Origin of the sequence: Paenibacillus sp. PastF-3, from assembly GCF_029893135.1 — a bacterium.
Taxonomy (GTDB): Bacteria; Bacillota; Bacilli; order Paenibacillales; family Paenibacillaceae; genus Paenibacillus_AQ; species Paenibacillus_AQ nitricinens.
Map to the genome: position 1 here is coordinate 21,295 of NZ_JARXWM010000023.1, position 22,290 is coordinate 43,584.

The 22,290-nt window shown below is 42.3% G+C and carries 18 protein-coding genes; 3 read left to right on the plus strand and 15 right to left on the minus strand.

Annotation, left to right across the window (positions count from 1 at the left end):
* Positions 1-223: 223 nt before the first annotated feature.
* The 4 genes from M2444_RS29510 to M2444_RS29525 all read right to left on the minus strand — a co-directional run bounded on the left by M2444_RS29510 (position 224) and on the right by M2444_RS29525 (position 3,918).
* Complete coding sequence (locus M2444_RS29510; protein WP_042125131.1) at positions 224-631, minus strand: hypothetical protein; 408 nt, start codon at positions 629-631, stop codon at positions 224-226.
* 227 nt (positions 632-858) lie between these two features.
* A complete protein-coding gene (locus M2444_RS29515; RefSeq protein WP_094869961.1) occupies positions 859-1,398 on the minus strand; it encodes a peroxiredoxin in 540 nt (179 codons plus the stop codon).
* Between the two features lie 160 nt (positions 1,399-1,558).
* Entirely contained in the window at positions 1,559-2,641 is a 1,083-nt protein-coding gene (gene leuB / locus M2444_RS29520) for a 3-isopropylmalate dehydrogenase (protein WP_094869960.1), read from the minus strand.
* 209 nt (positions 2,642-2,850) lie between these two features.
* Positions 2,851-3,918: a hypothetical protein gene (locus M2444_RS29525; RefSeq protein WP_280788777.1), complete on the minus strand. Its 1,068-nt coding sequence runs from the start codon at positions 3,916-3,918 to the stop codon at positions 2,851-2,853.
* 177 nt (positions 3,919-4,095) lie between these two features.
* Here M2444_RS29525 and M2444_RS29530 point away from each other — a divergent pair, with 177 nt between their 5' ends.
* A complete protein-coding gene (locus M2444_RS29530) occupies positions 4,096-5,076 on the plus strand; it encodes an aldo/keto reductase (protein WP_094878066.1) in 981 nt (326 codons plus the stop codon).
* An 80-nt stretch (positions 5,077-5,156) separates the two neighbouring features.
* On the opposite strand, the gene M2444_RS29535 is transcribed toward M2444_RS29530, so the two are convergent.
* The 4 genes from M2444_RS29535 to M2444_RS29550 all read right to left on the minus strand — a co-directional run bounded on the left by M2444_RS29535 (position 5,157) and on the right by M2444_RS29550 (position 7,853).
* Positions 5,157-6,248, minus strand: coding sequence for a LiaI-LiaF-like domain-containing protein (locus M2444_RS29535; protein WP_280788778.1), 1,092 nt, complete (start codon positions 6,246-6,248; stop codon positions 5,157-5,159).
* Between the two features lie 17 nt (positions 6,249-6,265).
* Complete coding sequence (locus tag M2444_RS29540) at positions 6,266-6,763, minus strand: hypothetical protein (RefSeq protein ID WP_094869956.1); 498 nt, start codon at positions 6,761-6,763, stop codon at positions 6,266-6,268.
* 80 nt (positions 6,764-6,843) lie between these two features.
* On the minus strand, positions 6,844-7,296 hold the full coding sequence (locus M2444_RS29545; protein WP_094869955.1) for an anti-sigma factor family protein: 453 nt from the start codon (positions 7,294-7,296) through the stop codon (positions 6,844-6,846).
* Positions 7,293-7,853: an RNA polymerase sigma factor gene (locus M2444_RS29550; RefSeq protein ID WP_042125119.1), complete on the minus strand. Its 561-nt coding sequence runs from the start codon at positions 7,851-7,853 to the stop codon at positions 7,293-7,295. Before M2444_RS29550 ends, M2444_RS29545 begins: the two co-directional genes overlap by 4 nt.
* Before the next feature lie 122 nt (positions 7,854-7,975).
* Between M2444_RS29550 and M2444_RS29555 the strand changes: the two genes are divergently transcribed.
* Together M2444_RS29555 and M2444_RS29560 are read left to right on the plus strand one after the other, a co-directional pair.
* Positions 7,976-11,077 (plus strand): hybrid sensor histidine kinase/response regulator, encoded by a 3,102-nt coding sequence (locus tag M2444_RS29555; protein ID WP_280788779.1) that lies wholly within the window; start codon positions 7,976-7,978, stop codon positions 11,075-11,077.
* A gap of 86 nt (positions 11,078-11,163) precedes the next feature.
* Complete coding sequence (locus M2444_RS29560; RefSeq protein ID WP_094869953.1) at positions 11,164-12,318, plus strand: response regulator; 1,155 nt, start codon at positions 11,164-11,166, stop codon at positions 12,316-12,318.
* Between the two features lie 115 nt (positions 12,319-12,433).
* On the opposite strand, the gene M2444_RS29565 is transcribed toward M2444_RS29560, so the two are convergent.
* The 7 genes from M2444_RS29565 to M2444_RS29595 all read right to left on the minus strand — a co-directional run bounded on the left by M2444_RS29565 (position 12,434) and on the right by M2444_RS29595 (position 22,289).
* Positions 12,434-14,182: a glycoside hydrolase family 35 protein gene (locus M2444_RS29565; protein WP_280788780.1), complete on the minus strand. Its 1,749-nt coding sequence runs from the start codon at positions 14,180-14,182 to the stop codon at positions 12,434-12,436.
* A gap of 30 nt (positions 14,183-14,212) precedes the next feature.
* Positions 14,213-15,874 carry a DUF4091 domain-containing protein gene (locus tag M2444_RS29570; protein WP_280788781.1) on the minus strand — a complete coding sequence of 554 codons (1,662 nt, stop codon included), beginning with the start codon at positions 15,872-15,874 and terminating at the stop codon, positions 14,213-14,215.
* On the minus strand, positions 15,871-17,154 hold the full coding sequence (locus tag M2444_RS29575) for a Gfo/Idh/MocA family protein (RefSeq protein ID WP_094878061.1): 1,284 nt from the start codon (positions 17,152-17,154) through the stop codon (positions 15,871-15,873). The genes M2444_RS29570 and M2444_RS29575 overlap by 4 nt, the downstream gene beginning before the upstream one ends.
* Before the next feature lie 52 nt (positions 17,155-17,206).
* The gene (locus M2444_RS29580) at positions 17,207-18,100 is read right to left on the minus strand and encodes a carbohydrate ABC transporter permease (RefSeq protein ID WP_094869949.1); all 894 of its coding nucleotides are present in this window, start codon (positions 18,098-18,100) and stop codon (positions 17,207-17,209) included.
* A 9-nt stretch (positions 18,101-18,109) separates the two neighbouring features.
* Positions 18,110-19,000, minus strand: a complete 891-nt coding sequence (locus tag M2444_RS29585) for an ABC transporter permease (RefSeq protein ID WP_094878060.1) — start codon at positions 18,998-19,000, stop codon at positions 18,110-18,112.
* A gap of 89 nt (positions 19,001-19,089) precedes the next feature.
* Positions 19,090-20,823: an extracellular solute-binding protein gene (locus M2444_RS29590; protein WP_094878059.1), complete on the minus strand. Its 1,734-nt coding sequence runs from the start codon at positions 20,821-20,823 to the stop codon at positions 19,090-19,092.
* Between the two features lie 125 nt (positions 20,824-20,948).
* Positions 20,949-22,289, minus strand: a complete 1,341-nt coding sequence (locus M2444_RS29595) for a response regulator transcription factor (RefSeq protein ID WP_280788782.1) — start codon at positions 22,287-22,289, stop codon at positions 20,949-20,951.
* Between the last annotated feature and the right edge of the window lies 1 nt (position 22,290).

Consider the following 22,290-nt stretch of genomic DNA (forward strand, 5'->3'; position numbering starts at 1 on the left):
ATCCAAGTGAAGTAGACAACGCAATCAGAGAAACTGTCGAATGATAAAAAAATTCATAAAATGATTCCAAAGACATATAAAATATCACATCAAATTATATTTATTACTATTAATTCGTTCAATTGATATAAACCCGTTAGAAAAAATTTAGATAAAGATAAAAGCCCTCGCAGTTGCGAAGGCCTTGTTAAAGAAATGGGTCAACCCCAAATTGTAAATAATCTTACGCTTTCTGTTGCAGACGAAGGCGTCTTTGACTCATCACAGCTAATCTTTTCTTCAATTCCCGTTCCCACTTCGTATCCTCAATCTGTTTGGCTACAGCAAGCAGGTCAAGCGCCATATCGATCTGACTCCGCACAATAGCTAGAGGCTCTTCACTCTCGATGTTAATGACATTTTCGAATATTGCAGTTTCGTCTTCCATGACATAGTCCTGAAAATCCACATCAGTAACACCGTCTCCATGTGCGTATTCCGCCAAAATCTCATACTCGTTTTCGACCTTATAGTGAACCTCTACACGATGACATACCGGACAAAAAAGCAGGGGAACATTATGGACTTGCGTGCGATAATGTTTAAGGGTTCCCTTTGTTCCTACCATACTCGCTCCACAGCAAAAGCTCATATTTGTTCACCCTCCTTAGAATGACTAACTCATCTGAGTTTTTATTATTGTATTACATTACCCCAATGGAGATTCCTCCACTCGAGGACATAATATAACTTTTCACGCCTATTTTCAAATCCATTTTTTATTTAGGACTTTTTGGAGCAAAAAACCTCCTTACAGAAAAACTTCTGCAAGGAGGTTGAAATCAGAATATCAAAGATCAGATAATAGCAGAACAGCATTTAAAGGTTTCTGTCACCTGGTTTCCAGTTCATTGGGCATAAGCCGCCAGATTGCAGGGCTTGAAGGACACGAAGTGTTTCTTCTACGCTGCGACCTACATCATTGTGATTAACAACTTGATATTTCAATTCACCTTCAGGATCAATGATGAACAATCCACGCAATGCAATACCTTCTTCTTCAATCAGAATGCCGTAGTCTTTAGCTACTTGTTTAGTAATATCACCAGCAAGCGGGAAATTCAAACGGCCAAGACCATTGGAATCCTTAGGTGTATTGATCCATGCTTTGTGGCTGTGGACCGAATCTACACTCGCGCCGAGAATTTCTGTATCAAGCGCTTCGAACTGGGCAGCTGCTTCACTAAGAGCAGTGATTTCAGTCGGACATACAAAAGTAAAGTCCAGAGGATAAAAGAAGAATACCAGCCATTTGCCACGATAGTCGGACAGACTAACTTTACCAAAATCCTTACCATCGCCCGATACGGTTTGCATAGTAAAATCTGGAGCTGGTCTACCTACTAAACGTTCAGCCATTGCCAAAATCCTCCTTTGATTATGTAAGAAACCAACCATTTCATGTCGTGATATGCTGGAATAATTTACATCTTGTCTACATATCAAATGGTATCATCGTACAAAATCAAAGTCAATCTTAGACAAATCCATCTATAATCGTAATTAGGAATTATATTTTTTATGCTTTGCGGATAGCTGCAACAATCAGGTCGCCCATTTCAGATGTACTAAGCGCTTTGCTCTTATCTACGGCAATATCACTTGTACGGTGACCTGCATCCAATACTTCAGCCACAGCAGCCTCTATCGCAGCAGCCGCATCTTCGTAACCAAAGGTTAAACGGAACATCAGGGCTAAGGACAAAATCGTAGCAATCGGATTCGCAAGCCCTTGTCCAGCAATATCAGGTGCGGAGCCGTGAACGGGCTCGTAGAGACCATAGTTACCGTCAGCCATCGAAGCGGAAGCTAACATACCAATAGAGCCTGTCAACATCGCAGCCTCATCGCTCAGAATGTCACCAAACATATTCTCGGTTACGATAACATCAAAGCTGGATGGACGGCGCAGCAGCTGCATCGCGCAGTTATCAACGAGTACATGCTCTACCTCTACCTCAGGGTATTCTGGAGCAATCTTATTTACGACCTCACGCCATAAACGTGATGTTTCAAGTACATTCGCTTTATCAACACTTGCCAGCTTATTGCGGCGCTTACCAGCAATTTCAAAAGCCTGACGCACGATTCGTTCCACTTCCATTACGTTATACACACAGGTATCCACCGCTTCTTCACCATGTTCACCTTGACGACGCAGTTTATCTCCGAAGTAAATACCACCAGTCAGCTCACGAACGACCATAAGATCTGTTCCTTCCAGCACTTCTGGCTTCAATGTCGAAGCATCCTTAAGGCAATCGAATACGACTGCAGGACGTAAGTTTGAGAACAACCCAAGCGCTTTACGAATGCCAAGCAATCCGGTTTCAGGACGAAGCTCCTTTGAATTGTTATCCCATTTCGGTCCGCCCACAGCGCCCAGTAATACAGCGTCAGCACTGCGACAGATTTCTAATGTATCTTCCGGCAGCGGTGTGCCTCTTTCGTCTATTGCAATGCCTCCAAATAGAGCGTGCTCCGTTTCAAAGGTATACCCAAATACTTCTCCCGCTCTTTTTAATACTTTTTCTGCTTCAGCTACTACTTCAGGTCCAATACCGTCCCCTGCGATTACGGCGATTTTTTTAACCTCACTCATCTCAGTCACTCCTCAAGTGGTCTGCTCTAACAGACATAGTTCTTCTTTATATTGTTGTATCATACCCAGTCGTAAAGGACAAAGATATAGATTCTATTGAGTTGATAGGCATAGCCTATAAAACAATTATTGTGAAGGAAGATTTTCTTGAGTAATGAAAAGTACCGCCCAGGATCATCCCTGTAGCGGCTCTGCATTTTCACGTTTTATTAATGAATTGGATTTGAAATTACGTCAATGTTTCCACCTGAATATTTCAGGAAATAGGCAGTTTTGGTGCTTGAATCGTAGCTCAAAAATTTGCTATTACCACTTTCAGGCCATTTTTGCTCTTTTAAGATCTGAGTTCCTTCTTGCGAAAATAACGACCAGGTTTGTTCTAATACATCCCCAACAAACACTTGATTGTTAATAAAGTCCGTCTTCCACCCCGAAAGATCACCCTCTTCTTTAAAAGCTTGCTTAATAGAGGTTGGTGCACTTCCGGTTGCAACATTCATCAAACGGAACACGTTCTGAGGATCATCTGAAACAGGACGCTTCGCGTTAGCTGGAACTGGCTGGTAAATGTATGATGTGTATACTGCAAGATTTGGACCAATAAATTTAAGCTTAATATCAGCATTAAAGTCTTTAAATATTTTTTCATTATGGTGAAATAAATTAATTGTTCTTACAAAGAAATCATCGCTCATTATACCTTGTGCTTGATACTTTATAGCTAAATAAGGATATCCAACAAAATCCCAACCCTGAACGTTTACACTTTCATATCCGTTGTCGTTAATCTTAGCGTTAAAGCTTACACTTGGCTTAGTCCAAGGATACTGATAAAGATTAAAGGAATCTCCAAATTGAACCATGATTCGTTCGTTTACTTTCCCCGTAGGAGCAACCCATTTGATTTTGTCTGCCGAATCTTTAAGCGGTATTTCTGTTTTACTAATCTGCTCTCCGGCATAGGTAAAGACCGTTTTCGTAATTTCGTTGCCATTTGATTTCTTTAGCAGCACTATTTTTTGCGGATTCTTCATCATGTTAAGATCGAGAATCGTATGAGCATCATTTGAAAGATTGACTACCTTATTTGTTGTTACATTGACCACGTCTGCTTTGTTAGTGCTATGATCTATGATTGCGACGAGATCGCCACTAACAGAAAACACATCTGTACTGTCCAAGCTTGGAGGCAACGTCGATGGATTAGCATAGGATTGATTTGTGAATACAAGCATTCCGATAATTCCTGCGAAAATAATACTGAAGCTCTTTTTCATAGCGCTTCCTCCATTATGAAATTTTTTCCATTGTAAATACGTTATAAGCTAAAAAAAGTTTCTGAAAACATAAAAGCTACGCTAACGAGCACCAGCGAAGTACTGGGCAAATTTGCCCTTGATTAATAAGTTGTTTACAATAAAGTTGAAATCATCTACCTAAGGAGTGAATGCGAAGTGCAATATGCTAAGCTTGGCAAATCCGGTATGAAGGTCAGTCGGCTATGTCTCGGAACAATGAACTTCGGCCCACAAACAGATGAACAAGAAGCCTTTCGTATTATGGACGCTGCACTCGACGCAGGTGTTAATTTTTTTGATACCGCTAACATTTATGGTTGGGGCGAGAATTCCGGTTTAACAGAAACGATTATTGGTCGTTGGTTTAAACAAGGCGGTGGGCGACGTGAAAAGGTCGTGTTAGCTACCAAGGTATACGGTGCAATGAGCGATAAGCTCGACGGGCCTAATGATGAGGGCGGACTATCATCTTATATTATACGCCGCCATCTAGAGGGGTCTCTGCAGCGTCTCCAGACCGATCATATTGAATTGTACCAGATGCATCACATTGACCGTAGTGTGTCTTGGGACGAGCTATGGGGGGCTTTTGAGCTTGCTGTAAACCAAGGAAAGATTGGTTATGTCGGCTCCAGTAACTTTGCAGGATGGGATATCGCTGTAGCCCAACAAGAGGCCAAGGCACGTGGCTTCTTAGGTTTGATTTCTGAGCAGCATAAATACAGCCTGACCTGTCGCCTTCCTGAACTTGAAGTATTACCTTCCTCTCTCCATCATGGTTTAGGCGTTATTCCTTGGAGCCCACTGGATGGAGGTCTTCTTGGACGCAATGCACTTAAGAAAATAGAAGGCAGCCGCAGTGGAGGAAATACCGAGCGCGTAGAGCAATACAAAGATCAGCTTGAGGCTTTTGCAAGCTTATGTATGGAGCTTGGAGAACCACAAGATAATGTAGCGCTAGCATGGTTATTAGCCAATCCTGCTGTAACCGCACCAATTATTGGACCACGCACACTAGAGCAATTCGAGAGTGCACTACGCAGTCTTGAGATTGTGCTAGATGAATCTGTCCTCAAACGGCTAGATGAGATCTTCCCAGGACCGGGCGGAGAAGCGCCTAAAGCTTACGCTTGGTAGGTTTCTTATAATTTAAAAAAGGGAGCTAAGGCTTCAGCAGAACCAATCGCTGAAGCCTTAACTCCCTTTATTGTTCGTACTTATTCAGCTGTGTCCACGGTCATACTTCCATTACTTGTACTTAAGTCCACGGTATAAGTTCCTTTACCGAGAATGGCAGTGCCAAAGCTGTCCCCGTCTAGATCCCAAGGAATATTCCCCTTCAGTGAGCCGTTGCTAGTATCCGCTGTAATCTTCGCATCGGACACAGTTGGCAATCCCACCGTAATCTTTCCGTTACTAGACGAACATTTCCATTTTCCAGTCACTGCTGAATGAATAGTGATCTTTCCGTTGCTGCTCTTTGCAGTCAACGCTCCATCTATATTATCCAAAATAATCGCACCATTAGAACTTTTGAGCTGCGCCCCACCTTGGATGTTCTGAACAGTCAGTGAGCCATTGCTGGTATGTGCCTCAACTCCACCAGCAACATCATGAATATTTATAACCCCATTACTAGTGTCAACCACTAAGCCAGACTTCAAATCCCAGGCTTCTATTGACCCGTCACTAGTATCTACCTCAACGGCAAGACTGCTAGGTACACTTACATTTAAATAAGGACTTTTAGTATTAAATCCAAACTGAATATTAGAGAACCAATTATGATCTGTATCGAGCTCCATAATCAGCGTATCTCCCTCAGTTTTTACTTTCCATTTCTTTTCCAACGAACTTTCGGCTTCACTTTGCGATTTTCCAGGTAAGAGTAAGCTTCCCTCATAATCCAATGAGCTTCCATCTATTCCCTCGACCTTTACTTTTCCACTTGGAAGTACGATTTTTAGCGTCGTAATATTGTCTTTCACTTCGACATTGCCGCTTAGTGGGGTTAAATGTGTATTCCCGATTAAACTGCTAAGTGAGCCTCCGGCCATTACGCTCTGTGCACTGCTTGCTCCAACCAACAGGATGATCAATAGGATCGCCCAACCGCTCACACGACTTTTGGCATCGGATTTGATAAACAATCTTAGCAACATCTCGAGTCCGAACAGAATCAACAATGCTGGCCATAAATAACCAAGTACTTCATAGCTGATCATATTATACTGAGCCATCACAATAATGACACCAAGTGCGATGCAGCCTATAGCTGCAGTGAAACTCCCGATTTTCCATCTCCCCATAGTGAAATCCCCGTTTCTTACGCTCTCGTATTGTTTCTTAGCATCTTCAGACCGTACGCAATCAGACCCAGTGATAGCAAGATCGTACCAATGTTAATCTCAATTAACATTCTCCAAAGCGTCGGAAATGCTGAGATCACCAGCATAAGGAACCCAGCAACAACACATCCAACACCAACCCAAGCCGGATTCACATCTTCATGTGGGTAACCTGGCATAGAGGATATCCCCATCGTCCAAGGCTCTCCGAAGCTGTCAGGATGGAACATCATACGCTCATGTTCGGCTGCAGTTATTTTCATCCAAGCCGCTTTCTGCAGGGCATCAAACAATTGGTAAAACCACAGTGCAGCTAGCGCAAAAGGGAAGATCATGGGCTCAGACGGAATAAACATAATACATAAGGAAGCCCCGATCATAAACTGCAGCCCCTGCTTTTTGAAGCCTAAGTACAAATGACCTACACCAGGAATCATAGCTAGCATAAAAGTGAGCCAACGTCTCTTCTTAATCATAATACATCCTCCTAAAATTTGGATAGCATAAACTTTTCAGTTTACCTGAATCCATCTATTATTTATAAATCTCTTTATGACTATTTTCTAAAGCCACCAAACCATTGGGTCACAGAATTCGACACATGACCATTAATTTCAGTGATCCCATAAGCCAAATTCTCAAAAACGCCAAACTGCAACAATAACAAACTCAAGCAGGCAGCCACCGCATAATGTGTCAAAGATGTTCTAGGAGCAAAACGACGTCTTACGCTTGTCGCTTTAATCGCTCGTTCCCTGCGTCCTGTTTCAAGCTGCTCAATATGGGCCATAACACCTGCTGCTAGATCTGGAAAGTCCATCTGTTCATGTTGATATTCGCTGTCTGCTTCCATTTCTGACCAAAGAGCTGACATTTCTTTCGCTTCCTCCAGCCACTGTGCGCAATCAGGACAGGATTGTATGTGCAACCGGATACTCAGCTCCATATCTGGAGACAGAAGACCGTCAATGTAATGTGGCATCCATTCCTTCACTATTGCACAATTCATCGCAATTCCTCCCTTTGTCTACGCATCATCTGTCTGGCACGATAAAGCTGCGATTCGATAGTTTTAACGGAAACACCTTTTTGCTCCGCTATCTCTTGATAAGAATTTCGCTGAAAATAGTACAGCTGTACGACCGACCGGTACGGTTCCGCAAGGCTGTTCACATTCTCACCCAGCTCAGCTGATTGTTCCTGCTCTAGCACCTCTTGCTCTGGTGTTTGAGACGTTACCCAATCATTCTCAGTGTAATCAGCTGCACTCCGATGCCTCCACTCCCTATCATTGGCCCGTTTCCAGTCCAGACAGGTTCGATAGGCTATCCGATAAAGCCATGTCGAGAAGGTAGACTGTCCTCTGAAAGAGGGGAGCGCTTTGTATGCTTTTATAAAAACCTCTTGGGCCATATCTTTGGCCGATTCGGCTTCTCCAGTAATCTTGACGCACACTCTGTATACCATGCCTTGATAACGTGTCACCAAATGCCCAAAGGCCTGATGCTCACCGTTCAGCACAGCAGAAATCCATTCCGCCTCTTCCAGCTTTCTCCCCTCCTTCACCTACATAACGTTAGACGCCAGCCAATTCTATTCCCCTGCAACTTAATCACAACTTTTTTTAATTTTTGAAATATTTTTGTGAAAGGAATATATTGTTTTTTGTCGAATAATGTTTAATTACTATGACTAAAAGAAAACTGTTTCTAATTATCACACTGTTTCTTACGGTGCTAACTGGATTTCGGATCCTCTGGGTAATGATTTCTAACCACCCCATACAACCACAATTGACCAATGGGGTACTGGATTTACGCGATAAACAACTGAATCAGAATAATCTTTTTATTTTAGATGGGCAATGGGAATTCTATCCGAATCTACTGCAACCTTCGTTTAATGAACAATCTCAAGCTGCCACTCCTCCACAATATATACAAGTCCCGGGCAACTGGAAAAAGGCCTTTAGCGATACGGAAAAATCCACCTATGGTTACGGTTCCTATCGACTGCGTGTTCTTGTAGATAAGGATAAGCAACAATCCCTAGGTCTTCTCCTTTCTGGAGCACAGACTTCTTCGGAATTATATATTAATGGTGAACTGCTGGGTAGCTCTGGTTCTCCTGCTAAGGATAAAGAGCACTATATTCCCTATACACTGCCTTATTCAGTCTTTTATACAACCGACAAAAGTAGCAACGAGATTGAAATTGTAGTCCAGGTAGCTAACTATTCTTTTGCCAAAAAAGGGGGAATAACCAAATCTATTGTATTGGGCAGCGAAAAAGCATTAGCAAAGCAAAGAATGCTCTCCGTTGGCCTACAGCTGTTGTTATGTGTTGTATTGATGCTGGACGCCGTATATGCTGTTATTTTATATATAATGGGGCCGCGACAGAAGATGTTGGTCTATTTTTTTCTGCTGGTAATCTCCGCTATTGCGTCAGTACTTATGGATGATGATAAGCTTTTATTGCACATCCTTCCCTTGAACTATCAATGGGATCTGAAATTATTGCTCATCTCATACCTCTTTACTTTTATTTTCATTCTGCTGACAAGCAAGCATCTTTTGTTCAAGGATGCACCCATAAAAAGTGTTCGTATCTTAACTATCCTATCTATAATACACATTCTTTTCATATTAGTTGGACCTATTGTCCACTATTTTGAATTTTACAGACCCCTTTTCGGCATAAACTTATTGTTTTTGGCATTAGGAGTGATGATTCTTTTTCTAAGGTCTATTCTAATGAATTACGAAGGCGCAATATTTCTTTTGTTATCCATACTAGCCATCGTTAACAGCACTCTGTGGGGAATGTTCAAGAACTATAACTGGGTTAACGTTACTTATTATCCTTTTGACCTCATGATCGCGTTTTTATGCTTTGCGACTTTTGGATTTAAACGTTATCACTGGAATGCAAAACATACTGAAAAACTGGCCCAAAGTCTACAGAGAAGCGTTACGCAAAAAGATGATTTTTTGGCTAACACTTCACACGAATTACAAAATCCGTTGTATAGCATCATTAATATGGCAGAAACGGTCCTTAACAGCGAACGACCGGCTTTATCGCCGCAGAATATAGAAAATTTAGAAGTACTCATTACTATAGGAAGACGTATGTCCCTGCTGGTAGACGATTTGCTGGATCAACCCGAGCTTCGTGAAAGCAATATACAACTACAGCTTAGAGAGCTTAAAATTCAGTCCTTCGCAATAGGTGTGCTAGATATGTTCAAATTCTTTACGGAAGGAAAATCTTTAACCTTAATCTCGGAGATTCCCGATTCTTTTCCTTCCATTCTAGCCGATGAAAAAAGACTCATTCAGATCTTGTTCAATCTGATTCAAAATTCAGTTAATCATACGACCGTAGGTACGATAAGAATCCATGCGGATATACATAAAAAAACGGCACGGATTCATATTTCGGACACAGGTCTTGGCATGAGCGAGGAAATGCTGCACAGGGCTTTCCAGCCCTACGAACAGGGTGACTCCAGCATGCACAAAGTTAGCGGTGGCATCGGGCTTGGATTAAGTACCGTTAAGCAGTTAGTCGAGCTTCATGGTGGGAAGATCAGTGTAATCTCTGCACTTGGACAAGGGACTACCTTTACCTTCACCATGCCTTTATCCGAGCCTGCTAACCGAGATTCACATTCAGAAATCCCTTCAACTCCTGAATACTCAGACACACCGGCAATGATTACGCTAACCAAATGGTCTACGACCAGTACAGCATCTTCAACGACTGGAAGAAGGCCTAGGATTCTGGCTGTAGACGATGATCCGGTTAATTTGAAAATCCTTACTAGCGTACTATCCATCAAAGACTATGAAATGGTTACGGTAACCAGTGGAATCGATGCTTTAACAAAACTGGATATTGATCAATGGGATTTAATCATTACAGATGTAATGATGCCCCAGATGTCCGGCTATGAATTAACACAGAGAATTCGTGAACGTTTTACCATAGCTGAGCTTCCTATTCTACTTCTGACCGCACGTAGCCAGCCGGAAGATATCTACACCGGATTTGTTTCGGGCGCGAACGACTATGTAATGAAGCCTATGAACGCTATGGAGCTAAGAGGACGGGTCCGTTCCTTAACAGATTTAAAACAGTCCGTAAATGAACGGCTTCGCCTGGAAGCAGCGTATCTTCAAGCGCAAATACAACCCCATTTCTTATTCAACACATTAAATTCTATATCAGCTCTGGCATCTTTTGATACACAGCGTATGAGTCACCTCATTGATGCCTTTAGCTCTTATTTACGTTTAAGCTTTAACTTCTTGAACGCTGAGCCGATGATACCGATTGAACATGAGCTTGAGCTTGTCCGCGCCTATCTGTACATAGAGAAAGAGCGTTTTGAGGACAGGATGACCATCAACTGGGATGTAGCAGAAAATCTACATTTTCAGTTACCTCCCTTGACCATTCAGCCACTCGTTGAAAATGCCGTTAGGCACGGTATATTAAGCCGCTCCAAAGGAGGTACGCTTTCAATATCGATCAAAGAACTAGCTGATGACATCGAGATTACAATCGCTGATAATGGTAAAGGCATGACTTCCAAACAACTTCAGCAACTACTGGGCAGCCAGTCTAATGTAACCCGAGGGATTGGATTCCTTAATACACATAAACGCTTGTTACGTGTCTATGCTAAGGGTTTGCTAATTAAAAGCAAGGAAGGGCTAGGCACTTCAGTAAGCTTCATAATCCCTTCTGAAAAAAGAAATATGAATCGCAAAAATACCTAGTCACAGACAAACTATAATGAACCGAAATAAAAGTAATCATATATTGTTTTTTGCTAAAAAATACTATATTGAGTGGTGAAATAACAATGATTCAAGCAGTATTGGTGGACGATGAACGCCTTGCTCTCGTAAAGTTAGAATTCATGTTAAAAGAAATGGAAGCTGTTCATATCATCGCGTCCTATACAGACCCGGTTCAAGCTATACAAGAAGCTCCAGCCTTGGAGCCTGACGTTATTTTTATTGATATTGAAATGCCTGAAGTGAGCGGACTTCAGGCTGCCGCAATTCTGCAAGAGGTCTGTCCAAACGCTAATATCGTTTTCGTGACCGCATATAACCAATATGCAGTGGAAGCCTTTGAGTTAAATGCGATTGATTATATTTTGAAGCCCGTGCGACATGACCGTTTATTCAAAACAGTACAACGCTTGGAGGACAGATTGAGGTTTGCACCAAAAAGCACTGAGGTAGTACAAGAACTAACGATTCGTTGTTTTCAATCGCTGCGTTTTGAACGAGGAGGACAACCTTTAAACAATCTCCGTTGGAGAACTTCTAAGGCACAAGAATTGTTTGCTTTCTTGCTTCATAACCGCAACCGATTCGTCAGTAAAGATACCCTGATTGACCTACTATGGCCAGATTTCAACCTTAAAAAGGCTTCTACCCATCTCTACACAACCATTTATCAAGTACGGCAATGTTTAAAGCAAAGTGAGGTAGATCTGCATATCAGCAACGTTAGTGGCGGTGAAGGGTATACGCTTGAGACCGGGCCGCTTCTAATCGATGCAGCCCAGTGGGAGCACAATATTCTTGCACTCGAATCCATCGGAGAGGACAATTATGCAGAACATCAAAACGTATTTGAACTTTATTCAGGGGATTATTTTGGAGATTACGACTATTTGTGGGCAGAGGGCGAACGACAACGTCTGCGCACCATTTGGCTACACCATGCTATGGGAATGGCCCAGTTCTATATCGACAACAACAGAGTTCCCGAAGCTGTCACCGTGTATCAAAAGGTAGTACAGCTTCAGCCCTACTTTGAACAAGGACATTTAGGGTTAATGAAGGTCTACGACAGTATTGGGGAACGATCCGCTGTGGAAGAACAATACAAGAATCTGACGGACTTATTGAAAGGCGATCTTAGTATTGGCCTTCCTGCCGTTGTTCAAGATTGGTATGAACAATGGGAACTACATAACCTTAGAATACGCAGCAAGAAATAGTTTCTATTTATCAAAGACACCCGGATCTATTCGGGTGTCTTTATTGTTACGATATATTAATTGCTGCGTTTTGAAACTGCTAGTGATATTCTTACAAGCTACAAGCTATGCCCTATTATCCTAATTCCGGTAGATCTACGAAGGTAACAGCGGTATCTGAAGTGCTGTGCAATTCAAAGATGACAATTTCATTGTCGCCTTGCTTCAATAAAGGTCCTGGCACATACATTGTTTTCTGTGGTCCGATATTCCAATAGCGTCCAAGGTTGAACCCATTAATGAACACGACGCCTTTAGTCCATCCTTCCATGCTCAAGAACGTATCACAAGGTTCATCCACAACTAAGGTGCTGCGGAAGAAGCTAGGTTCCACTTGCTTGAATAGACCTTCAAACTGCAGACCAGATAAATCTGTTAATGGCAACGTATACGTCGTCCATTCTGACAGAAACTGCCGTCCATACCGTACCCCTTCGGTAATCCCCTTACAATCTCTCATATAAGGACCATAGTTGATGCGTCCTAAATTCTCTACAATTATACTAACATGCAGCCCTTCGGCCGGAACCTCGAACTCTAATTTTACCTCTGGCTCTACACGATCTAAGGTTGCAGTGAGCTCTCCATTCAGAAAGACTAATGCACGATCATGTAAATCCTGGATGAAGAACTCCTCTTTGGGACGAGGTCCTGTAAGGAACGTACTATAATGAATAAAGCCATAATCCTGACCCAATTTCTCCATCGGTTCAGGGTATGCAGAATGAATGGGTACAGAAATGCGATTCAAGTTTGCGGTAAGTGAAGCTTGCTCCTTCATCTCTACTCTTCCATATGCTCTCTTAGCAACAGGAGCTGGCAACTCAACGGGTCCGAGATCTGCATATTTGGAGATCACTTCACGAACTGCATAATATTTAGCTGTTGGCTCACCGGATTCACTCAGTAATGAATCATAGTCATAACTAGTAATTGTTGGTTCATAGCTGTCAAACGTATGCCCATTCGCTCCGTTGTAGAAGCCAAAATTAGTTCCGCCATGGAACATATAGAAATTAACGGATGCGCCTAAACTAAGTATCTCATCCAATACCTTCGCTACATCCTCAGCCGGACGCGTATGATGCTCCTCACGCCAATGATCAAACCAGCCGTTCCAATATTCCATACACATGATTGGAGCCTCTGGTTGGTATTCACGGAGCTTGTTGAATGCTTCTACTGGACGTGATCCAAAGTTCACCGTCTCCAGCACACCTGGGACCATACCTCCCTGTAACATCGCGTCTTCAGGTCCATCGGAAGTGAATAGTAGTACATCTATCCCACGGGAAATCATGCTGTCTTTTAAATGAGTCAAATAGCGCTTGTCATTGCCGTAACTACCGTACTCATTCTCAATCTGCATAGCAATGATCGGGCCACCATTTGTACATAACAGTGGTTGTAATTTGGGGAGCAATACATCATAATACGCATCTACATGATCTAGAAATGGTTTATGGTAGCATCGAAGACGCATATCCGAATCAGCTAGCAACCAAGATGGCAGTCCACCAAATTCCCATTCTGCACAAATATAAGGTGCGGGACGAACGATGACATGCAGACCCAAATCTCCTGCCAGTTCAATAAACCGGACTACATCTGCCATACCTTCAAAATGAAGTTGGCCTTTCTTCGGCTCGTGTAAATTCCATGCCACATAGGTTTCAACCGTATTGAAGCCGCAAGCTTTTAATTTGATAAGACGGTCTTCCCAATGTTCCGGCAGAGTCCTAAAATAATGGATGGCTCCTGAGATAAGCCGTATCGCCTGATCGTTATAATAAAAGGAAGATCCTGAATAATGAAAAGTTGCCATATTCTCAACACCTCGTAATGGTATGATCACTTAAGTAGAATAACTTGCTATCGCCTGATTGATCCGCTCTCTTGCCTCTAAGAGCCATGTTCCATGATCCCTCGGGTATACAGAGAAGGTCAACGATGTGCTCAGACCCTCTTCCATAATGGCTATCGTTGCTTTCTTGCCAATTTTCTGCTCAAGTAATTCTAGTGCGCGCAAATCCTGCAACCCTTCATATAGAACTTCCAATCGAATGGATTCAATCGGGCCTTCTTCTCCCGGATAGACCAAGTAGGCATCTCCTGAGGGAAATGCATGCTCAGCGTCAGTCGTACGATAAGGGTCCAGCCGCTGATTCAATGAATATTGCGAGTACCAGAAGTTATAACCCCAATGCAAGAAGCCCTGTAATCCGAATTTATACAATTGAAACCCGATTATACGATTTCTAGCAGACGGCATGTTGAAAAACCGGTTGGATACCTGTTCACCTTGAGCGCAGCAATAGTACGTCCAAAGGTCTGGAACCTGATGTTCTAAGAACGGTTCAATATGCGTATTCGCAGGAATCGGCCTTTTCACCAGGCCCTGTTCATACAACTCCAATTCAGACAATGCGTCCATGATCGGATAACTTGATAAATGTTTATAAATGATCTCACTTGCAGCTCGGTACGATTCCAAATGTTCCTCTCCTGGTTCATCTGAAATATGGAACCAGCTTTGCTGGTCTATTCCCTGCTCTTTCAAATATTGATCTAAGCAAGGTAAAAATTGATCCAAGAAACTATGGTATTCCTGCGAGGAGGCGTCCGTATCCCAGCCGAATAGTTGCTGATCTTCACCTTGAATGGTTACCATTATTTTTGGTGCACACTTTGCCCCCCATTGAGTGAATAAATGAGAGAACTCAAAGTATTTGAAGCCAAGCCGGCGGCACATCGATACCCAACGAGTAAGCAGATCAAATCCGAATTCATAACGATCTCCCGCTTTAGTCACGGATATCAATTGAACCGTTGGACGTACTCCACCAATGGCTGTATCCAAAGGCGGTGTAAACAACGGAGTTAAGATCATGTTCATGCCATGCTTAACCATCGTATCTGCATAGAGTTCTATAAGGTCCCAATGCGCTTCACTAAATACTTCGACATCATACTTTGTAGCAAGACAATCCACATGGAACCATTCCGTATGAATTAACTTTTGCGGCGGTAGTGTTGCAGGGATGACGGTTAACTCAAATACATCCGATTCACCTAACATCTGCCCTTCAGATGATTGGAAGAGGACCTGAATAGAACGAAGCCCCGTACTCATTGATTCATCCAAGGTTATCGTCACCCATAAAGATCGCCATTGTCCCGGGATCGATGAAATAGATTGTTGATCCAGCGTATACAATGGATCTGGATATAATCCCGGCGTAGTTCTTAGCACATCTTCATCATGATTTTTGAAACAAGGCATTTCTGAGGGAACAAGTCCAACGGATCTTATACATATTAGATCTGGAAGCGATGATTTTATCTCTACTTCAATATTCTTAAGAAGTGTATCTGAGGTATAAGCAACTTGGAACGAAAATGTTTCTCCAACAAGTGCGGTTGCACTGCGATAGGATTCATGATTTGGCACTTCATCAGCAAATACCTTAACCAACGAACTTAATAACATCGTCTGAAATGGCTGCGGAGCATTCATCGTTGCTTCACCTCTTCATCTTTACAGACACTTTGTGCAAATTCTTTCAGAACAATACTGTTACCCTCGATGCGGGATTGCTCTGCTGCAAAAGCCATAAGGTGACTTTGAATGGAATGATTCGCTGATGTAAGACCTTGAATCTTCCCTTCCGCTCGAACCAGCTTAACAAAATCTTTGATTAACCCCATATCGCCGCCGCCATGACCCACATGACCACCTGCATTTTCGAACGAAATTCTCTCTACCTTACCGCTGCCAAAATGGATCACTTCAATTTCATTCTTCTCCATCGCACCGCGAATTTCTCCCGTGGTACCCATCAGCTTGAGGGTACGACTAACATCTTTGGTAAACGCGCTCATTGTAAATGCTATAGTTACGGAATTAGCAAATTCTAGATTTACAACTTGATGGTCGACGACATCATTATCACAATGATAGACACATCGTCCATAAGGTCCTTCCTGAAGAGCATTCAGGCGGGCTTCATAGCTTGGATCATCGCTAATTGCCGATGTAGGCCAATCTGTATCCTCCGTCAAATATTGATCAGGAGCATAATAGAGACATTTATCTGATGCTGGGCATCCATCTGTGCAACGTAGCGGAGCTCCTTCCGGCGCTTCACTAGATTTGAAATGAGACAGTGAGCCAAAGGAAGACACTCGAACACATTCTGAATCTGTTAACCAGGAAAGAATGTCCAGATCATGACAGGACTTAGCGAGAATCATCGGACTGGACTCATCCTTCTTGCTCCAATTCCCTCTTACGAAGCTATGAGCTTGGTGCCAGTAACCCACGTTCTCATTATGTTGAATGGACATCAATTGTCCGATCGCACCACTCTCCAGCAGTTCCTTGATCGTTGAGAAGAAATTGGTATATCTCAATACATGGCATATCGAGAAGACACGATTCACTTTAGAGGCCATTTCCCCCATAAGTACACATTCCTTGGCATCAGGGGACATCGGCTTTTCTAGTAGCACATGATACCCTGCCTCCAGTGCTTTCATTGTCGGCACATAATGCTGATTGTCTTGGGTACAGATAAATACCGCATCTGCTACTTTCGGGGACGCGAAAAAATCATCCCAATGGGTAAAGCACATGTCATCAGCCAGCTTATATCTTGCCTTAAATTTATTTCTCCGCTTCGCATTCGGCTCTGCAACAGCTACAACTTGAAGCTCATCGGGGTGCTGAATCGCATATTCTGAATAATTAATTCCCCGCAGGCCCGCTCCAATTAAAGCAACAGTGACTTTCTTCATCGCAATCTGCTCCTTCATATGAGACTTTATGCTATGTCTTTACTCTATTTCTTTATTCTTTAACACTACCAACCGTCATTCCTTTTACGAAATACCTTTGTAAGAATGGGTAGACTACCATAATTGGCAATGCACCCATGAATATTTGCGCCGTTCGGATTGTCTTCTCACTCAGATTCTCCATCACCTTGAGCTGCTCAATGGACATCGATGACATCTGGGCATTGATAGACATAATCAAGGTAGAAAGATAGGTCTGTAGCGGATAATGTTCAGGTGAATTCAGGTAAAGGATACCGTCAAACCAAGCGTTCCAATGCCCAACTATGGTGAATAACCCAATCGTTGCGATGGATGGAAGGGATATCGGTAAATAAATTTGCCAAAGTACTCTCCAATGTCCGGCACCATCAATCGTAGCCGCTTCATCCAATTCTCTTGGAATAGATCTGAAGAAGTTAAGCATCAGAACCATATTCCATACATTCAATGCACCTGGTAAGATAAGCGCCCAAATGGAATCGATTAAGCCTGTATTTTTCACTATGATATACGTCGGAATTAAGCCGCCTCCAAAAAACATCGTAATCGCGAATATCCATACATATACGGTTCTAAATTTAAACTGATCATTCGATTTGGAAAGCGGATAAGCAGTAATAAATACTAGAAACAAGTTAACTACTGAACCGAGCACTACTCGTTTTACGGAGACTCCCAAGGAACGAAAGAACTCTACCTTTTCTCCTAAATATACATAAGCATCCCAGGAAAACCCGACGGGCCAAAGCTTCACTTCTCCAGCCATAGCAGCTGTATTCGAGCTAAGTGAGATGGAGAGTAAGTGTACAAATGGGATAATGCCGAGTATGGTAATGAAAGTTAACAACAGCGTATTGAACACGATAAATAACTTTCTGCTGAATGATTGTTTATGTAGCACCATCTCCACCTCCTAGAATATGCGGTAATTATTAAATTTGTAAGCTGCATAGTAAGTTGTTGATACCATAAATAAAGATATTATCGATTTAAAGAGACCCACTGCTGCCGCAGGTCCAAATTGTTGGCTGAACATTCCCAATCGATAGACAAATGTATCTATTATATCTGCGCCGGCATATACAGTCGGGTTATACATAATCAATATCTGCTCAAAACCTGCGTTAAGAATACCACCGAGACCTAATACACTAAGTAAAATAATAATCGGTGCTATACCTGGAAGCGTAATGTTAAGCATTTGCTTCCATTTTCCTGCACCATCTACCTCCGCCGCTTCATACAGCGTCGCGTTAATTCCTGTGATGGCAGCAAGCATGATGATCATATTGTAGCCCATGCCTTTCCAGACATCCGAGCCAATGATAATCCCCCTGAACCAACTATTATCAAGCATGAACATGATAGGTTCTAAGCCCATAGAGGAAATTAAGCCATTAATAGGTCCATTCAGAGAGAATAATTCAATAATGACACCCCCAAGGACGGTCCATGAAAGGAAGAACGGGAGGAAAATGGCGGATTGAATAAAACCTGCGAACCATTTCTTAGTGATCTCATTTAATAATAAAGCTAGAATAAGCGGGACAAGCAGAGACAACACCATTTTGATGATGGCAATGACTAGCGTATTCCACAGCACTTGCTTGAAATCCGGTAAATTAAATACATAACGGAAGTTATCTAATCCCACAAAATCGGATTTAAAAAAACCGGATAACGGCTCAAACTCTTGAAACGCCATAACCAGACCGGCCATCGGTCCGTAAGCATAAATCAGTGTAACAATCACACCCGGTATTAACATGATATGAAGCGGAAATTCATTCTTCAGTGATTTCATAGATGCCCTCCTCACCAACTTACTCATTTTAAAACGGGAGGTGAGTCGGCTCACCCGACTCACCTCACCCGCTTTCTTGTCCCTATGATTTATTTCGTAGCTTCCGTGCTATACCATTCATTGACCTCATCAATAATTTCATTACCGCCAAGTGCCTTCCAGCTATCCACGAATTTATCGAAATCATCAAGAGAACCGCCCATGATAATCTTGGTAAAGGACTCTTGCATCAACTTATCCAGCTGACCGCCCTTTTCCACTACTGTTGGTGTAGGAAGACCGTAAAACTCGTTGTATACAAATTGTTGATTTTCTTTAATTTGTCGTGTTAAGCCCCAGCCACCGTCTTTTGCAGCCCGGCTATAATATTGACCCCAGTTTACACCTTTGGTAGCGTTAGATGTGTCGCCTGCCAGGAAGTCCTTAGTCGCTTTGAATGTATCCGCAACGGTCTTATAATTTGCATCGTCTATTGTAATTTCAGTCTGATTAGCATCAAGCGCTTTGTTCACTTCGTTGTAAATCGTATCAATATCAACAGGGTTGGCAATCCGTGGGTTAAACCAGTTGTATACATAGCCATCTGCGGCTTTGTTCTTATCCTTGTATTTCTTATTACCAACTTCGATGTAGAAATTGAGCATCTTAATCGCTGCTTCTGGGTTCTTCATCTTTTTGTTCACAACGAAAATTTTATTGCTGCGGATTTTTGGAACGAGTGATTTAGCTGGACCATCAATCCCTGGAAGTTGAATTGCAATCCAATCTGCCTTGGGATCTTTGTCTACGCTGGAGTTAAGCGGCCAGTTCGGATACCACCACTCTCCGTAGGAAATACCCACTTTACCTGCAGTCAGATCTTCTACAGCCTTATTCTCATCCTTTAGTGCAAACTCTTTATCAATAATTCCATCTTTATACCAGGCTTGTAGCTTACCAAGTGCGGTCTTCACTTCAGGTTGAATCAATCCCGGTAACAATTTGTCATCGCCGCCTTTAATCCAAGCCGATTGTTTATCTCCAACGGAAGGATAAGCACCAAATCCATTAAAGAAACCTCTGACATCAAATCCCCAGAAGAAGAGATTCTTTTGTATGGCTAAACCATAGGTGTCATTCTTACCATTCTGATCTGGATCATTATGTGTAAATGCTTGTGCAACTTTCTCAAGCTCATCGATCGTCTTCGGTGCCTGTAAACCTAGATTATTAAGCCAATCTTGACGAATCCATAACAGCTGTGTGGATAAGAAGGGATCTTCAAATGCAGGGATACCTAATTGCTTCCCCTCCGCACTGAACGTTTTCATCGCAAATCCACCATCTGAGTCCATATAAGCCTTTAGAGCTGGTGAAGCATATTGTGCATAAGCATCTGTCAGATCAGCAAGCATATCTTGCTTTTTAAGCTTCTCATAGTTCTTCTGATCAACTTCTATCACATCGGGTAGATCCCCTGATGCCATGGCAAGCGAGAACTTTTGCTCGAACTGGGCAGAGGGAACGGTCCATTTGTATTTCACTTCAATATTCATCATCTCTTTGAGATCTTTCAGGTAGGCATTTTGTTCCGGTGTTATTCCGCTTGGAGTTCTGGGATCTTCTGGTGGATTATATCCGAGTATTTCTGTAACAGTAACCGTTTCCGGGTATTTCCCTAGTGGATCAGGTGCTGTCGCGCTGTTTGTGGCACTATTCGTAGTGTTTTCCTTAGGCGTAGATGGTGCATTCGCATTTCCATTTCCTTGACTTCCGCATGCTGACAATAATGAAAGAATCATCGTTACTGATAAAACCATTTTCCATGATCTCATTTTCTTCATCTGAATGCTTCCCCCCTTTGTTTGCTGCAATTCTTGTAGTTAATCAATGTTCCTAGTTAATATTTTAGTCACAGAGGAAACCGCTTTCAATTTCGTTTTTTTTACATCACTTTCACTTTATTTACTCATTTTGAATTTCGGTATTCCTGTGGAGATAAGCCCATCTTCCGTTTAAAGAATGTTGTAAAGTAGGATGGTGATTCAAAACCGACCCGGATAGCGATTTCATTTAGTTTCAGAGTTGTATTCTTCATCAGCTGCAGAGCAACATGCAGCTTCGTCGACTGAATATACTCTAATAAATTTTGACCTGTCGTCTGTTTATAATAACGAGATAAATAGGACGGATTAAGATGCACCTCTGCAGCAATTGAGGTAAGCGATATATCTCCAGATAGGTTCTCCTGCACAAATTGATGAATTTGTTCAATGATTAGCGTCTTGAAATCTTCCTGCTCGATTCCTCCAGCTTTGTGCATCGTATCCTCTAGTTGACTTAGTTTCTCAAGGTCTAAGATAAGCATGTGCTGACCTAATAAAGCTCTCTTAAGAATCATAGAACGCACTGCTTCAACTTGAAGATGGATCGATTCCCAATGGTTAAGTAAATCCCCCGATATCCCGAATGAAACGCAGACACTTAGCAGCTCATCACACTCATTCTGTACAGGCTCTAATATCCCTCTCATATAAGCAACGATTCCAGACCAATTTACCCCTTGATCAGGATAGTCACTACGAAAGCGATTCAGCAACCCTTCATCTGGTTGAAGCAGCCATAGGAATACACGATCATCATAAATCACTTCTTCACATGCAATAGATGCAGGCAGGTGATCATGAAAAATACGCTGAACAGACGGAGGCATTTTAAATTTTGGATCATCTAATTGATCTAAGATACCCACAAGAAAGAACGAAGGACGATCTAATGCAATGCCGAACTCTACATCCTTGTAACGTACATTATTGAGTATAGAAGTAATAGACTCCCCGCTTAGTACCCGCTCCATCAGCTCTCTCTTTAGAAAGGAACTAGCGATTTGATAGTGCATTTGCGCCTTCTCCAATTGAAGTCTGCGACGGTTCTCCTCGTCTAGCTTGTCGACTGCTGCCTTCACAGCTTGGAAAATAGGTTCAATTCCTTCCGTTTTCAGAATGTAATTGTCCACATTCTTACGAATCGCTTCGTATACATAATCAAATTCACTGTATCCTGTAAGGAAAATCACCCGGCATAATGGCCAATAATAGACGATTTCGTCCACGAGCTGGAGACCATTCTTTTGAGGCATACGAATATCGCTAACTAAAATATCCAGTTTCGTTTTCTTAGCAATTTCAAGAGCTTCGCTTGAGGAGTAAGCTTTTCGTATATCCAGTTCAAATTCTGAGTTATCCTGAAACAGTTGGACTAATCCATTCACAATTACAGGCTCATCATCTACGATTAGTAATCTATACATA